Source organism: Formosa haliotis (genome assembly GCF_001685485.1).
In the GTDB taxonomy this organism is placed as follows: domain Bacteria; phylum Bacteroidota; class Bacteroidia; order Flavobacteriales; family Flavobacteriaceae; genus Formosa; species Formosa haliotis.
In genome coordinates this window covers 3,989,011-4,004,163 of record NZ_BDEL01000001.1, presented here as the reverse complement: position 1 = coordinate 4,004,163, position 15,153 = coordinate 3,989,011, and the positions used below count along the sequence as shown (strand labels likewise).

The 15,153-nt window shown below is 33.9% G+C and carries 15 protein-coding genes; 11 read left to right on the top strand and 4 right to left on the bottom strand.

Annotated elements, in window-relative coordinates:
• Positions 1 to 162 precede the first annotated feature (162 nt).
• Complete coding sequence (locus A9D35_RS18475; RefSeq protein WP_141675570.1) at positions 163 to 531, bottom strand: hypothetical protein; 369 nt, start codon at positions 529 to 531, stop codon at positions 163 to 165.
• A 267-nt stretch (positions 532 to 798) separates the two neighbouring features.
• Between A9D35_RS18475 and A9D35_RS16910 the strand changes: the two genes are divergently transcribed.
• Positions 799 to 1,212, top strand: a complete 414-nt coding sequence (locus A9D35_RS16910; protein WP_235817918.1) for a flavodoxin domain-containing protein — start codon at positions 799 to 801, stop codon at positions 1,210 to 1,212.
• A gap of 238 nt (positions 1,213 to 1,450) precedes the next feature.
• Here A9D35_RS16910 and A9D35_RS18615 read toward each other — a convergent pair whose 3' ends face one another.
• Positions 1,451 to 1,618: a lmo0937 family membrane protein gene (locus A9D35_RS18615; RefSeq protein ID WP_141675569.1), complete on the bottom strand. Its 168-nt coding sequence runs from the start codon at positions 1,616 to 1,618 to the stop codon at positions 1,451 to 1,453.
• A 343-nt stretch (positions 1,619 to 1,961) separates the two neighbouring features.
• On the opposite strand from A9D35_RS18615, the gene A9D35_RS16905 reads away from it, so the two are divergent.
• The 6 genes from A9D35_RS16905 to A9D35_RS16885 all read left to right on the top strand — a co-directional run bounded on the left by A9D35_RS16905 (position 1,962) and on the right by A9D35_RS16885 (position 9,605).
• Positions 1,962 to 2,954: a hypothetical protein gene (locus A9D35_RS16905; RefSeq protein WP_141675568.1), complete on the top strand. Its 993-nt coding sequence runs from the start codon at positions 1,962 to 1,964 to the stop codon at positions 2,952 to 2,954.
• A gap of 12 nt (positions 2,955 to 2,966) precedes the next feature.
• A complete protein-coding gene (locus A9D35_RS16900; protein ID WP_141675567.1) occupies positions 2,967 to 4,316 on the top strand; it encodes a sensor histidine kinase in 1,350 nt (449 codons plus the stop codon).
• Between the two features lie 10 nt (positions 4,317 to 4,326).
• A complete protein-coding gene (locus A9D35_RS16895; RefSeq protein ID WP_066225195.1) occupies positions 4,327 to 5,073 on the top strand; it encodes a LytR/AlgR family response regulator transcription factor in 747 nt (248 codons plus the stop codon).
• A gap of 147 nt (positions 5,074 to 5,220) precedes the next feature.
• A complete protein-coding gene (locus A9D35_RS18470; protein WP_083191740.1) occupies positions 5,221 to 5,799 on the top strand; it encodes a carboxypeptidase-like regulatory domain-containing protein in 579 nt (192 codons plus the stop codon).
• A gap of 185 nt (positions 5,800 to 5,984) precedes the next feature.
• Positions 5,985 to 7,982 carry an outer membrane beta-barrel protein gene (locus A9D35_RS16890; RefSeq protein ID WP_083191739.1) on the top strand — a complete coding sequence of 666 codons (1,998 nt, stop codon included), beginning with the start codon at positions 5,985 to 5,987 and terminating at the stop codon, positions 7,980 to 7,982.
• Between the two features lie 417 nt (positions 7,983 to 8,399).
• Positions 8,400 to 9,605, top strand: a complete 1,206-nt coding sequence (locus tag A9D35_RS16885; RefSeq protein WP_066225193.1) for an NAD(P)/FAD-dependent oxidoreductase — start codon at positions 8,400 to 8,402, stop codon at positions 9,603 to 9,605.
• 21 nt (positions 9,606 to 9,626) lie between these two features.
• Here A9D35_RS16885 and A9D35_RS16880 read toward each other — a convergent pair whose 3' ends face one another.
• Complete coding sequence (locus A9D35_RS16880; RefSeq protein WP_066225191.1) at positions 9,627 to 10,103, bottom strand: MgtC/SapB family protein; 477 nt, start codon at positions 10,101 to 10,103, stop codon at positions 9,627 to 9,629.
• A 232-nt stretch (positions 10,104 to 10,335) separates the two neighbouring features.
• On the opposite strand from A9D35_RS16880, the gene A9D35_RS16875 reads away from it, so the two are divergent.
• The 3 genes from A9D35_RS16875 to A9D35_RS16865 are packed head-to-tail and all read left to right on the top strand — an operon-like array spanning position 10,336 to position 13,642.
• Positions 10,336 to 12,468, top strand: coding sequence for a catalase (locus A9D35_RS16875; RefSeq protein ID WP_066225188.1), 2,133 nt, complete (start codon positions 10,336 to 10,338; stop codon positions 12,466 to 12,468).
• 19 nt (positions 12,469 to 12,487) lie between these two features.
• Positions 12,488 to 12,772 (top strand): SemiSWEET transporter, encoded by a 285-nt coding sequence (locus A9D35_RS16870; RefSeq protein WP_066225186.1) that lies wholly within the window; start codon positions 12,488 to 12,490, stop codon positions 12,770 to 12,772.
• A 21-nt stretch (positions 12,773 to 12,793) separates the two neighbouring features.
• Positions 12,794 to 13,642: an SDR family oxidoreductase gene (locus A9D35_RS16865; RefSeq protein ID WP_066225185.1), complete on the top strand. Its 849-nt coding sequence runs from the start codon at positions 12,794 to 12,796 to the stop codon at positions 13,640 to 13,642.
• 21 nt (positions 13,643 to 13,663) lie between these two features.
• Here A9D35_RS16865 and A9D35_RS16860 read toward each other — a convergent pair whose 3' ends face one another.
• The gene (locus A9D35_RS16860) at positions 13,664 to 14,194 is read right to left on the bottom strand and encodes a hypothetical protein (protein WP_066225182.1); all 531 of its coding nucleotides are present in this window, start codon (positions 14,192 to 14,194) and stop codon (positions 13,664 to 13,666) included.
• A 277-nt stretch (positions 14,195 to 14,471) separates the two neighbouring features.
• Between A9D35_RS16860 and gntA the strand changes: the two genes are divergently transcribed.
• Positions 14,472 to 15,152 (top strand): guanitoxin biosynthesis heme-dependent pre-guanitoxin N-hydroxylase GntA, encoded by a 681-nt coding sequence (gntA, locus tag A9D35_RS16855; RefSeq protein WP_066225181.1) that lies wholly within the window; start codon positions 14,472 to 14,474, stop codon positions 15,150 to 15,152.
• Position 15,153 lies beyond the last annotated feature (1 nt).

Sequence of the window (15,153 nt, the reverse complement as noted above, 5' to 3'; positions counted from 1 at the left end):
AGACATTACATTTAAAATGTAAATGATTTGAAAACTACAATTGATGCTTAATAAAAGTTGATTTAAAGTGTATTGTAATAACATATAAGTTTTAGCCAATACGCGCTACCGATAAATTCGGAAAAACACATGGCAACTTAATAATTATAAATACTTGAAGTTTTAAGCTTTAGGAGGATGAAACACGGCATCTTGATCTAAATAAGCGTAAGATCTGTTATAATTAGATGCTATTTTTTCTGAATTAAGATCTAAGAATAAAGGAGTAAAAACAGTATCTACAATGTTCTGGTAAAACACAACCGTTGTTTCGAAAGCGGTTTGTTTATCACTAGTTCCAGACTCTGGTGTGTCTGAAACTTTAGCCATTTCTTTTGCTAAATAACATTTTCCATTACATTTCATTTCAACAATTTCTTTGTTTTCACAAAGTTCGTTTTTAATGTAATCATAAAACGCAGCATATTCCACTAAAGGTATTAGTGGTTTTAGAAGCAGAAATAATGCTAAAAATAGGGTTGCTGTTTTCACGCGTCGAATTTCATGATTTTTTTCAAACTTTCCTAATTTCAGAATGTTAATAGTATCATTTATTACCCTATCGTTTGGGAACTTTGTTTGTTTATATTGACATTGTTTCAAATCATTAAGAATTCGTGCTCTTAAAAAAATAGAATACACGATATCGTGTAAAAAACATTGCTTATTTTAGTTTAAAAATTCAAAATACCTAGAGTCCTTGGGTTGTATTAACTTTTTTAAATTTTAAATCGATAAACCATAAGTAGTAGACAGAACATGAATACACATATAGGCATCATATATTCAACCACCGATGGACAGACCCTTAAAATATGTCGACAAATTGCTCAACATGCTAAGGATTTTGGATATACTGCCGATGTTATTGAACTCTCTACGTTTAAAGAGCCTATCTCTAAATATTCTAAACTCATACTTGGAGCGAGCATTAGATACGGGAAACACAATAAAGATGTCACCGAGTTTATTAAAAAAAACAAAAACGAATTAAACCAAATCTACACGGCCTTTTTCTCTGTGAATTTAGTGGCTAGAAAAAGTGATAAAGACAGGTTTAACAGCAATCCTTATGTTATAAAATATTTTAAAGAGATAGATTGGAATCCAAATTTAATTGATGTTTTTGCAGGTAAACTAGACTACAAATCGTATTCTTTTTTGATAGTTTGATGATTAAATTAATTATGAAAATGACTAAAGGGCCAACCAAAACAGACCAACCCATAGAATATACCAATTGGAATAGAGTTGCAGAATTCGCCAAGACCATATGCTTGGCATAAAATAAGTATAGGCTTTCCTAAGAAAAAAGAAAGCCTATACTGTTTATATAATTTATGCTTAATACTTACATCCTTACTACTATTTAGCAATAACGAGAATTATTTAAACCTATATTATTCTACTATTATAAAGGATTTCTTCCTGAAATAATATTGTACAAAATGGCGACAATGGCAATTACTAACAGAATATGTATTAAACTTCCTGTACCTAAGCCAGCAACTATTCCAAAAAATCCTAAAATCCAAACGATAATACAAATTACGGCTACTAACCAAAGAAGACTTCTCATAATATTTAATTTTTAAGTTAATATGTTTTTACATTTTCATTCTCTTTCAAGAATGTTTTATAAAAGTATATGTATTTAACAATTCGGCTTAACTGTAACGCAAACGGTTTTACCCTAATCCAATTTCTTAGAGGTGATTCTTTAAAGTACATCCCACTCATATTTCTTTTGATTTTGGAAACTTATAAACCTTAAATACTCGTTTATAAGAGCCTTCAGTTTATAAAAATTTTAATCCTATTCTAAATCATTACGGCTAAACGCTCGGTAAAACGAACCAAATTCTAAAGAAGTCCGAGATTAATGGTCTAAAGGTGTTAAATTTGTTTACGACATGTTTAATATGAAAAAACGCTATTTAATCGTAATTCTTCTTTTGTGTACTTTTCAAGTATGGGCACAAAAAGTTATTTATAATCCCGTTCATGAGGGTATGAATTTTTCTGCCGAATTAACAAAAATCGAATTAACAGAAGAAGAAACCATCTTACACTTTTTTATGAAAAGAGGTGTTAGTTTTATAATTCCCAGTATTACCCATATTCAGGACGACTCTAATCAAGGCGACAAGATGTTTATTAAGAAAGCTGTAGGATTAAATATCGGAGAAAGTGTTTTAGTCGATAACCCAGAAGGCATGATTTATAAATTATATTTTCCGCCTTTAAACAAAACAATTACTACAATTGATTATAAAGAACACGATTCTGGAGAGGCTAATTGGTATATAAAAAACATCAATATTTCTAATACAACTGTTGCTCCAAAACTAGAGAAGCAACCCATAGCTCTAGCAGATTTACCAAAATCTTTTTTTGGCAGTTGGCACGATAAATATGGAACTTTAATCGCGCTTGCAACTCCAGAATTTTTATTATATGAATTTAAAATGTATAGGTATCGCGACATTTATAAAACGGGAGACGGCACATTCCTGCTTCATACCTCGGGAGGCAATATCGATATCTTAAAACATACACAAGATAGTTTAACACTGCGGTATGATAAAATGGTAATCTTAAACCGAGATCAGCGAAACATAACCATGCCAGAAGAAGTTAAAGGGAATTGGAAACATTTTATGGGCGTTAAAAAAATTAGAATTACCGATACCTATTTTTATAACGATGATACCGGTATTCCAAATATTAACGAGATTGAAAATAACCGTATAATAACTATTGGGAGTTCAAAATCTGGAGATGTATTTTGGTTCCTACTAGATAATGGTAAACATTTTAATGCATTTAAGGCAGAGAAAAATGGCTCTAATTATGTGTTAACGCCAACAGGTTTTCCTGGAGCTATTTATAGAAAAGTAAAAAACATTAACTAAGAGGTAATAACTGTGAGGAAACGAATTATAGTTTTAGTTGTATTGGCCCTAGCACCCTTGATGCTATTAGCCCAAAGACACCAAATATTACCTTCAGAATTACCTGAATACAGCTATGGTACTTGGTTTAACAATCAGTATCAAATTAGCTTAATTATAACTCCAAACTATATTGTTATACGAAACGAGTTATATTATTACGAGAATATTCAAAAGTATAATAACGAACTTCAGTTTAGCTGCAGAGTTAAGGATATTACAAAAAACTTCATTATTTCTAGACTTAGCCCTAACAATTTGTTTTTAGATGAAGGCGATAAAATCACCAGTTTTAAAAAGTCTAAATTCAAAAATGAAAAGCAGATCCCAGAGGAATTAGTCGATGTGTGGTATGCAAAAACAAATAAAATTTTGGTAAAGGCAGACGAGGTTCAGTTTGCAGACAAAAGCTACCTATTAGATTATGTAAGCACGACCAATATAAAAAATTATACGATGGTGGTTTATAATGCCGGAGCCTATTATTTGTTGCATAATAGTATTGGTGAAAATGGTCATTATATGAACGCCAATTTCTTAGAACCCTTTGTGTTTAAAAAAGCCACATTTTTACAGAAAAACAAAAATAATATTATTGTATTGGCGGTTTTACTGTTAGCCTTGTTAAGCTTTCTTTTATTAAAATGGCAAATTGCAATTACTAAAAAGAAAGAACATTCTAAACGGTTATTTACCGAAATGCAGTTAAAGAGTTTTAGATCGCAAATGAATCCGCACTTTTTGTTTAATGCCCTTAGCGCTATTCAGAATTTAATTAATCAAGGTGATAATGAAAGAGCCAACCATTATTTAACCGAGTTTTCGCAACTCATGAGATTAACTTTAGACAAAACAGAAAGCGGACTAGTATCTTTAACAGATGAAATAGAATCGATAAGAAAATACCTGGAGATTGAAAAATTACGCCTCGATTTCGAATATCAAATTATTATTGATGATGCCATAAACCAAGACGAGTTAGAAATTCCTGCCATGTTGGTGCAACCATTTGTAGAAAACGCTATTATTCATGGCTTAAAAGAAATAGATGCTAACAGAACACTTTCGGTAGAATTTCATTCAGACAGCGAAAATCTTATTTGTTTGGTAACCGATAACGGCATTGGGGTAAACACTGCAAAAGCGCAAAAACAACCCGATTTAAATCGTAATAAATACGGATTAAAACTTGCAGAAGATCGTATCCGGTTAATAAATGAAACATATAATACCAATGCAAAAATTAGTATTCTAGACCGGTCTGAAAAAGACAAGGCAGAAACAGGAACAGAAGTAAAAATTATAATGCCATTACGGTACTAACAGCGCACAGATGAAACTAAAAAGTATACTTATAGATGACGAGGTGCATAACCAAGAAAACCTAAAACGATTATTAGAATTACATTGCCCCGAGGTATTGGTTTTGGCTACAGCTTCATCGGCCGACGAAGGTATGGCGCTTATTGCCGAACATCAGCCGGACTTGGTGTTTCTTGATATAGAAATGCCTAAAAAAAATGGTTTTAGCATGTTAGAAGCACTACCTGTGGTAAACTTCGAGGTTATTTTTGTGACTGCTTATAACAAATATGTTTTAAAAGCCATTCGTTCCTGTGCTTTAGACTATTTAATGAAACCGGTGGTAATTTCCGAATTACAACAAGCGGTTCAAAACGTATTAACCGTTGTCGAACAGAAAAAAGAAAATCACAAATTAAAAGCCTTAGTCGATAATTTAAAGAACAATCAAGGTCCTAAAAAGATAGCGTTACCCACTGCAGACGAATTGTTTTTTGTAAATGTAGACGACATTATTAGATGTAAAGGAGAAAATAATTATACCATGTTTTATATGAGCGATAAACGCTCAATTTTAGTATCCCGCACCTTAAAGGAATGGGACGAATTGTTGTCGGCATACGGGTTTATTAGAACGCACCAATCGCATTTAATCAATAAAAATCATGTAAAATCGTACGTTAAAAGAGACGGCGGATATATTTTAATGGAAGATGGCAGTACGGTTAGTGTGTCTAAACATAAAAAAGAGCAAACCCTTCGCGAATTGTCTTCTTAACATTTAATTGTTATTTAAATTTGAATTCTAATAGCAAGCATCCCAATTCTAATTCAATCCTACCAACAACTCATTTACAACCCATTATGCGTTTTCTGTGAAGTATTTTTAGATTCTTATAATCTATAACTAAGGAATCACCATCACATGAAAAACATACTCGTATTACTAGCCTTATGTTGTGTTAGTATAACTTATGCCCAGCAGCGATCTTTCGAAATTACAGGACAATTAACTTCCGAAGAAGACAGCATGCCTTTAGAAGCTGCTACGGTATATCTACAACGCGAAACAGACAGTACTTTAATTACCTATACCATTTCTAACCAAAAGGGAGTCTTTACTTTAGAAAACAAAACAAGCGATAAACAAGCCGACTTGTATGTGTCGTTTATGGGATATAAAACATATAGAACTAAAGTAAGTTTAGACACTTCTAAGATAAATTTAGGAACCATTAAACTTTCGGAAAATGCAGCAAAATTAGACGAAGTTTTAATAAAATCTCAAGCCCCAGTAACCATAAAAAAAGATACTTTAGAGTTTAATGTAAAGTCCTTTAAAACTAAGAAAGATGCCAATATAGAAGACCTACTAAAAGAATTACCAGGAGTAGAAGTCGGTCCCGATGGCAAAATAAAGATTAATGGAAAACCTGTAAATCAGGTATTGGTAAACGGCAAAGCTTTTTTGGTAACGATCCTACTATTGCCACCCGAAATTTAAGTAAAGACATCATTGAAAAAATTCAAGTTTCCGACACTAAAACCGATGATGAAGGCTTTACTGGCGAAGCTGGAGATGGAGAAAACAAAACGGTAAACCTAGTTATTAAAAAAGAAAATAATAAAGGCGTATTTGGCCGGTTAGCAGCAGGAGGCGGTACAGACGAACGTTACCAATTGGCCGGCATGTATAATCAATTTAATGACGATTTACGATTGAGTGCTTTAGTAGGCACCAACAATATTAACGAACCTGGTTTTAGTTATGGCGAAATAGACAAAATGTTTGGTGGTAGAGCCTCGTACGATAATAGTAGTCAAATTTTTAATTTTGGCATAGACGGTATAATTACGTCTAGAAATTATGGCTTTAATTATGCCGATGACTGGGGTAAAGTTGCAGAAGCTACTGCTAGTTATTTTGGTTCTAATACAGATAATGAAAATGAAACCATCTCCGATCGTGAAAACATTCTTCCAAATGGTCGTTATTTTACAAGTGCATATTCCAAAGCAGTACAAAATGCCGATCAGCATGGTATCGATTCTAATATTAAATTTAAAATAGATTCTACGTTACTAATTACCTTAAGGCCTCAAGTAAGAAAAATTAAACGCACCAACGCCTATCTAGAAAATCAGAACTCTTATAGCGAATTTGGTGAGCCTATTAATAATTCTACCAGTAATTCGTATACGGAAACCGATGAGTCCGAATTTCAGAATAACACAAACATCACTAAACTATTAGGTAAAAAAGGGTCGTTTTTAAAGATGGATGTATTTTACAGAACCATTCAAACAGACGATGAAAATAAATTAGAGAATGAAATAAATATACTTGGTGATGCTCTAAAAACTACAGAAATCAATCAGTTACGAGAAACCGAAAATTCCAATAAAACATTCATAGCTGCGGCAACTTACCGTTTACCGTTAATAGACAAGAGCTTGTTTTTAGACCTTGGTTATGCCTATAGAGATCACACCATTTTAAATACCAGAATGTCCTTCGATTATAACGAGGACACACAAAACTACGAACCCACTACAAATACGGCATTTAATTCTGACTACGAATATGCTAATATTACCAGTACACCAACAGCCGCTTTAGAATACAAATCTAAAAAATGGAGAACCTCTTTAAAAACAGATTTTATTTTTAGAACCCTTGAAAATAAAGATGCTTTACGACCTGAATATGATTTAAAACGCCAATTTAATGCTGCAGCTATTCAATATCGTTTAAACTATAACGGACCAAAAACTCAAATAGGTTTACGATACGATTTAAGAAACGATGCCCCCGCATTAAACCAATTACAAACCTTTGTAGACGTAACAGATCCTTTAGATATTGTTGTTGGTAACCCAGACTTAAGTCCTACAGATAATCATAATTTCAACATATTCTTTAATAACAATAATTTTCAAAAAGGTATAGGCTTTAACCTTTACACCTACACCAGTATAATTAATGATGCGGTGGTATCTAAAACAACGGTTAACGAGAATTTAGAAAAGGTAACCACTTACGAAAATGTAGATGGAAACTACAGATTCTACATCGATGCAGGATTTAATAAGAGAGTGAAAATAGATAGTTTAAAAACCCTGCAAATGAATGTGGGTGTTTCCAATTCAATAAACCGTTACATAAATTTCACTAACGATGTGCAATATGCTTCACTAAGAAAATCTATAAGCCCAAATGTTGGTTTAAGATTTCAATGGAAAGATGTTATGGATTTAAGAACGCATTATAATTTAGACTTTACGCACAATACCTTTGACACCGACCTGTTTAATAAACAAGAATATACTGTACATAGACTGTATATAAATTCTAGAAATAATATCACTAAAAAACTAGAATGGAGCAATACTATAAACTACAATTACAACCCCAATATATCTGATGGTTTCGAAAAAAGTGCGTGGTTCTGGAATTCCATATTATCTTATGCTGTTCTAAAAGATCAAGGGGCTATCACTTTAAAAGCCTACGACTTATTAAACCAAAACAACAATTCTAGACGTGAAATTAACGAAAACTATATAGAAGATAGACAAAGTACCGTGTTACAACAATATTTTATGTTAGGCTTTAGTTGGAAGTTTAACACCCTAGGAAAAGCTGGAGAAGTGCAAGGAGGGAGAAACATCATTATTAGACGCTGATATATTAATAGAGTTTTTAAGAACGGAACTTCATGAAAGTAATAATATTTGGAACAGCTAAATGAGAGGTTGTTCGTATTCCATTAGAATTTAGTTGTAATAAGTATTATATCTAAATCCAAAGATGTAGTTCTGTCGAATTAGACTAATATGTACTGTGAAATTTCTTCTGTTTTACGTATGAAAATTCACAATTTAAAACCTTAAAAAGGAGAGGTCATTCAAACCGTCATGGTTAGGATTACAATAAATTCCTTATTTATTCATAGATCTTCAACTAAGGTTAGAGCGATAACAATAGAAACGTAAAAAGTTTGTTCCTCCTGCTTATTGCAGTTACTTATTTTAGTATTAGAGAGCAAAAACTTTAAATTTTCAAATTACATTTAGTTCGAATTCACGCCAATCGCTAAACACATGAAACTCACTTCGAACGAGCCTTTTTGGCTCATTAAAAATGGACTATTAGAATCTTATCCATCCATCAAAAAAAATATAGAAACCGATATTTTAATTGTTGGAGCGGGTATTACCGGGAGTTTAATGGCTCATAAATGTATGTCCGAAAACTATCGAACCACAATTATAGACAGACGCGAAGTTGCCAATGGAAGCACCTCGGCAACAACCTCTATGTTGCAGTACGAAATAGATGTGCCGCTTTATAAATTATCGGAAATGATAGGTAAATCTGGTGCCGAGGCTAATTATTGGGCATGTTTTAATGCTATAGATGATTTACAAACTATCGTGAATGACATCCAATCAGACTGTGGATTTCAAAAAAAAGAATCGCTTTACTTTGCCGCGTCAAAATCAGATGTGGCCGATTTAAAAAAAGAGTATGCAGCGCGTCGAGAATGCGGACTACCGGTAACTTGGCTCAGCTCAAAATTTATTGAAGAAAAATATAAACTAAAAAATACTTTTGGAGGTATTTTATCAAAACAAGGAGGAAGTTTAGACGCTTTTAAATTTACACATGACCTTTTAAAATATAACAGTGATAAAGGCCTAAATATTTTTGATAAAACCGAAATTACATCTGTTAATCATACCGCTACAGGTATAGAAATAAAAACGAATTACGGATTTACCATTACTGCAAAAAAAATAATGTATTGCAATGGTTATGAAAGTACCGAACTTATAAAAGACAAGTTTGTAAATTTACTATCTACCTACGCGATTATTGGTGAGCGAAATGAAACCGACCAATCGCACTTAAACGACACTTTGTTTTGGAACACCGCAGAGCCATACCTTTATTTAAGAACGATAGACGACAATAGGATTTTAATTGGTGGTGAAGATGAAGATTTTATAAACCCAAAAAAGCGGGATGCCTTATTACACGATAAAAGCAAAATCTTGAAAAAGAAATTGAATGCTTTATTACCACAATATCATTTTAGAACCGATTTTGCTTGGGCCGGCACATTTGGAGAAACTAAAGATGGGCTACCCTATATTGGGTCTCATCCCGATTTTAAAGACAGTTATTTCTTGTTAGGTTTTGGCGGAAATGGCATTACTTTTTCTGTAATTGGAACCGAGGTATTAAGTAATTTTTTACAAGGAAAAACTCATCCTTTAGCATCGTATTTTAAATTTAGACGTTAAAATCTAAAAACGATTTACATCTTAATTCCCTTCTATATTCGATTTATCGATCTTACTATTAAGATAGCCAAAAATGATATTAATAAATACAATTAAAACGGTTGCACTAATTAACTCAACATACATTTTTAAAGCGGCTAAACATCCTAAACTGGCACTACACCAAATGGCAGCTGCCGTGGCTAAACCTTTAATTTTCCCTTTACCTTGCAAAATTACACCAGCCCCTAAGAATCCTACTCCTACCACAATCTGACTAATAATCCGGCTAAGGTCGACGTAATCAATATCTATAAAAACAAATGATATTTGAGTAAAAATAGCTGCTCCAACAGCCACTAAGGCATAGGTTTTTAATCCTGCGTTTTTATTTTTCATTTGCCGCTCTAAACCAATACAAAAACCGGCAACCATAGCCGCTACTAAAGCAATAATAAAATCTAGAGTTGTGTTAGAACTTAGCTCTAAGATATCGTAAGATAAGCCTAATATATTCATAATTCAAAAGTTAAAACCATGAAAATAAACGAATTTCCGAAAACAAAAGTGCTGTTATAAATTAAATTTTAACTCAAAACGAAGGTTAAAAATCGTACTATAGAAAAGCATTACATGTAATTTTTTGCGCTAATTTTTTACTTATTTGTGTTAATACATCTCATTGCTAATTAAGACTTTCGGAAGTGTTATTAAACAGAAAAAATTGTAGAACACTATAAAACCGAATGCCATGTCAAATCATAAAAACCAAAAATCTAAAAAAATTGAAGCTTTACAGTCAGCATATAAGGAATCGGAAGGCAAAACCATGACCACCAATCAGGGCTTGAAAGTGAACGATACTAATAATTCTTTAAAAGCAGGAGAGCGCGGATCGACCTTATTAGAGGACTTTCTGCTTCGTGAAAAAATTACCAGTTTCGACCACGAACGCATTCCAGAGCGTATTGTTCATGCTCGGGGTAGCGGAGCTCACGGTATTTTCGAGCTCTATGAAAATCTAGAAGACTATACTAAAGCAGATATTTTTACAGATACCTCTAAAAAAACACCGGTGTTTGTGCGTTTTTCTACCGTTGCAGGGTCTAAAGGCTCTACAGATTTGGCTCGAGATGTAAGAGGATTTGCTGTAAAATTTTACACCGATGAGGGCACCTGGGATTTGGTAGGGAATAACATGCCTATCTTTTTTATTCAAGATGCTATGAAATTTCCAGATTTAATCCATTCGGTAAAACCAGAACCTAATAATGAAATCCCACAAGCGGCTTCGGCACACGATACCTTTTACGATTTTATTTCCCGTTCTACAGAAACACTTCACAATCAAATTTGGGTAATGAGCGATCGCGCCATTCCGCGAAGTTTACGTATGATGGAAGGTTTTGGTATTCATACTTTCAGACTAATTAATAAGGAAGGAAAATCTCATTTTGTAAAATTTCATTGGAAACCAAAATTAGGTGTGCATTCGGTAACTTGGGATGAGGCTGTAAAAATTAGTGGTGCCGATTCCGATTTTCACCGTCGCGATTTATGGGAAGCTATCGAGGCTGGACACTATCCAGAATGGGAATTAGGACTTCAAATTGTACCTGAAGAAGACGAGCATAAATTCGATTTCGATTTGTTAGACCCTACCAAACTAATTCCTGAGGAAATGGTACCCGTAAAGATTGTAGGTAAAATGACTTTAAATCGCAACCCAGAAAACTTTTTTGCTGAAACCGAACAAGTGGCCTTTTTACCCGGGCATATCGTACCTGGTATCGATTTTACAAACGATCCGCTTTTACAAGGCCGTTTATTCTCGTACCGAGACACCCAATTATCGCGTTTAGGTGGACCAAATTTTCATCAAATTCCTATAAACCGACCTGTTGGCGAGACGCACAATAACCAACGCGACGGCCATATGCAAACCGAAATCCCTAAAGGACAAACTGCCTATTTCCCAAATAGTTTAGGTGGTGGTTGTCCGCACCTAGCAAAAATGGCCGAAGGCGGATTTACCTCTTACGAAGAGCGTATCGATGCAAAAAAAATACGCACACGAAGCGAAAGTTTTAGCGATCACTTTTCGCAACCTGCGTTGTTTTATCGCAGTTTATCAGATTGGGAACAGAAGCATGTTATGGAAGCCTACACTTTTGAATTAGGAAAATGTAAACATCAGCACATCCAAGAGCGTATGCTTTGGGTCGTATCTCAGGTCGATGAAAAACTAGCGGCAGATGTAGCCAAAGGTTTAGGACTAGAAGTTCCTAAATCCATAGAGCAACCAATAAACCAAGCCATAGGAGCCGATGCCCAAGTTGAAAAATTTCAGCCAGGAAAAAAGAAAATTTACTTAGAACAAGCACCAACGTTGAGTCAGGCAAACACGGCGTTCAATAGTATTGCCACACGACAAATAGCCGTATTAGCAGCTGATGGTTTTTCAATGAAAGATTTTGACAATATGACTTCAGCTTTAAAAGCAAAAGGTGCGATTATAAAAATTGTAGCTCCTCATGGCGGAAGCATAACCTGTACCGACGGCATGGAACATAAAGTAGATGCTGCAATTAGTACCACAGAAAGTGTGCTTTTTGATGCAATTTATATACCTGGAGGCAAGAAATCTATTAAAGCGCTTTTAGCTTCTAAAAAATATATCAAATTTATTAATGAAGCTTTTAAACATTGTAAGGCTATTGCTGCAGATCATGAAGGCCTCGATCTTATTAATGAAACCTTTGTTTCTAAGTATACCGATGATGAAGCCGTATTATTAAATGCCAAGCCGACAGCCTTTATTGAAGCGATTTCGAAACACCGTAATTGGAAACGCTTAGAGGTTGCGGACGCTGTTCCTGTATAATATTAACTATACAACATCCATGGATTTAGATCAAACCATTGGCATTTTAGCCAGTATTTTTACCACTGTTGCCGTATTGCCTCAAATTATAAAAGCGGTGCAAACAGGAAAGGTAAACGATGTAAGTCCGTGGATGTATATTATTTTATGTCTTGGCGTTGCTCTTTGGGTTGTTTATGGAATTTTAAAACACGATTGGCCAATTATTATTTGTAATGCCATTTCCTTAATCTTTAATGGTATTATGCTTTACATTTTAATACGCTCAAATCACAAAGAAAAAATGATACCTTCAAAACAATAGTAATTTAAAAAATCAATAAAAATGGCAAAACCAGATAAATTTCCAGAGCAAGAGCAATCCAAACCCGGAATGCAACACAAAATGAATCCAGAACCCGAATTAATTAGGAAGACTTACCAAGGCTCCAACAAATTAAAAGGTAAAGTAGCTTTAGTTACCGGTGGCGATAGTGGTATTGGTGCTAGTGTTGTGTTGCACTTTGCTAAAGAAGGTGCCGATATTGCGCTTGTTTATCTCGAAGAAGATAAAGATGCTAAACAAATTAAAGAGCAGGTAGAACAAGAAGGTAGAAAATGCCTTTTAATAAAAACCGATTTAAAAAGCGAAGCGCACTGTAAATCGAGTGTCAAAAAGTGTATCGATACGTTTGGGCAATTAAATATTTTGGTGAATAACGCCGCGACTCATTTTCCTAAAGATTCTATTAAAGATATTACTACTGCCGATTTACACAAAACTGTAGAAACGAATTTTTATCCATATTTCTACATGTCGCAAGCCGCTCTAAAACATTTTAAAGCACACGATGTTATTATTAATACGAGTTCGGTAACGGCTTATAGAGGAAGTTCTCACCTTGTAGATTATGCCAGTACAAAAGGAGCTATCGTAAGCTTTACCCGTTCGTTGTCGGCACAATTTGCAGAGAAAAATATTAGGGTAAACGGCGTAGCTCCGGGCCCCATTTGGACACCTTTAGTCATTTCGTCGTTCGATGAAGTTTCAGATTTTGGTAAAGACACGCCCTTAGGTCGCGCAGGTCAGCCCAGCGAATTAGGTCCGGCCTATGTGTTTTTAGCTTCCGAAGACAGCAGCTATATTACCGGACAATTTATTCATGTAAATGGTGGCGAAATAATAGGTGGATAGGAATAAACTATCCACTTTTTTTTAATCCTTTTTAGCCTTTTTTTCATCTATCGCTAAAGGATGATCAGTCATACCTAAACCCATAATTTTAATAATACTTACTATGGTATTATAAAGCATTAATACCACAATAATTAAGGCAGAACTTAAAACGCTAGACACGGCTAGCGAAATGTAGTACATAATGGTAAACCACGATTCGGGTATATTTTCGGAATCGGTAATAGGAAGATTAAACAATAAAAATGAAATCATAGCCGCTACAAATACTATGGTATCTAATTTTGCGATAAAAAGCACATGCTTGTAATGTTCTGGCTTAAGTTTCGATTTATTACTAACCCCTAAAAGTGTTAATAACAGGGCCAAAATAGTTGCCGAAGCTAAAGTAATCGTGTTACAAAGTGTATTGATACCATCTATAGAATTTTCTATTAATATTTTTGCCTCATACCCCGATAATTTCCCAATTAACACCGTTCCTAAAAAGATAATAATCATAGAGATTACACCTCCTAAAATGGCACGTTTTATATACCTATTAAATTTCATTTTTTACAGTAAACAGATTTAGTATTCCTAATAAAAGTAATATTTTTTAAATGTTTACATCAATTTTATTGAAGTCAATTTTAACTCAAAAACACTTTTTATCTAGTGGTTTAATTTTCCTTTTTCGAGGCGTTGTTTCGTGCTAATTTAAAATGCGATAGCGCCTATTGTTGTCCTTACAAAGCTATAATTTAGGCTTTATAATCTTAGGAAGAAAACCATTTATATTAAATTAATATTAGAATATAAATGCTTCTAAAGCAAACTAGTTCGTGTTATGGAACCAAATAAGTCAGCAATTAAAACAGAGGAAATTGAAGTAGAATTTAAAGATTTTATTCTGAATAAAAAGCATCCATGCATTATGGCTAAAACCGTTTTTTCGATGGAAAAATATCATTTAAAAACCTACGAGAGTATGACGGCGAAAGAAAGTGCAACCACGGTATTAAAAGATTTAGAAGCATACATAAATCAATACGATTTTGAGTCTAATGAATTTGAATCGTTTATCGCTGTTTTTCCGAAGGACACTTTTAATACAGAAATAGCTTTTGAAAAAACCTTATGGTCCTTCCTTCAGCAGTTACATGATTTAGACGATAACGATTGGGACCCAGTGGTAAGCGAAGATCCAAATAATGCAAATTTCAGTTTTAGTTTAAAGGGTAAAGCGTTTTACATTGTGGGCTTACACCATAACAGTTCTAGACTTGCCAGACAAAGTCCGTACCCTACCATCGTATTTAATTTGCATTGGCAATTTGAAAAATTAAGAGAAATGGGGACCTATAAACGCATAAAAAAACGAATTCGTAAACGCGATAAAAAACTTCAGGGCACCATTAATCCCGTGTTAAAAGATTTTGGAAACGACACGGAAACAAAACAATATAGTGGTAGGCAAGTCGAGCAAAATTGGACTTGCCCTTTTCATTCAAAACATCAATTAGTATAAC

Excerpts from the sequence above, each read along its gene's own strand:
- A9D35_RS18615 (WP_141675569.1), bottom strand. The coding sequence starts at position 1,618 with ATGAGAAGTCTTCTTTGGTTAGTAGCCGTAATTTGTATTATCGTTTGG.
- A9D35_RS16860 (WP_066225182.1), bottom strand. The coding sequence starts at position 14,194 with ATGAAATTTAATAGGTATATAAAACGTGCCATTTTAGGAGGTGTAATC.
- A9D35_RS16885 (WP_066225193.1), top strand. The coding sequence starts at position 8,400 with ATGAAACTCACTTCGAACGAGCCTTTTTGGCTCATTAAAAATGGACTA.
- A9D35_RS16865 (WP_066225185.1), top strand. The coding sequence starts at position 12,794 with ATGGCAAAACCAGATAAATTTCCAGAGCAAGAGCAATCCAAACCCGGA.
- A9D35_RS16895 (WP_066225195.1), top strand. The coding sequence starts at position 4,327 with ATGAAACTAAAAAGTATACTTATAGATGACGAGGTGCATAACCAAGAA.
- A9D35_RS16880 (WP_066225191.1), bottom strand. The coding sequence starts at position 10,103 with ATGAATATATTAGGCTTATCTTACGATATCTTAGAGCTAAGTTCTAAC.
- A9D35_RS16905 (WP_141675568.1), top strand. The coding sequence starts at position 1,962 with ATGAAAAAACGCTATTTAATCGTAATTCTTCTTTTGTGTACTTTTCAA.
- gntA (WP_066225181.1), top strand. The coding sequence starts at position 14,472 with ATGGAACCAAATAAGTCAGCAATTAAAACAGAGGAAATTGAAGTAGAA.
- A9D35_RS18470 (WP_083191740.1), top strand. The coding sequence starts at position 5,221 with ATGAAAAACATACTCGTATTACTAGCCTTATGTTGTGTTAGTATAACT.
- A9D35_RS16910 (WP_235817918.1), top strand. The coding sequence starts at position 799 with ATGAATACACATATAGGCATCATATATTCAACCACCGATGGACAGACC.
- A9D35_RS16870 (WP_066225186.1), top strand. The coding sequence starts at position 12,488 with ATGGATTTAGATCAAACCATTGGCATTTTAGCCAGTATTTTTACCACT.
- A9D35_RS16890 (WP_083191739.1), top strand. The coding sequence starts at position 5,985 with ATGTATAATCAATTTAATGACGATTTACGATTGAGTGCTTTAGTAGGC.
- A9D35_RS16875 (WP_066225188.1), top strand. The coding sequence starts at position 10,336 with ATGTCAAATCATAAAAACCAAAAATCTAAAAAAATTGAAGCTTTACAG.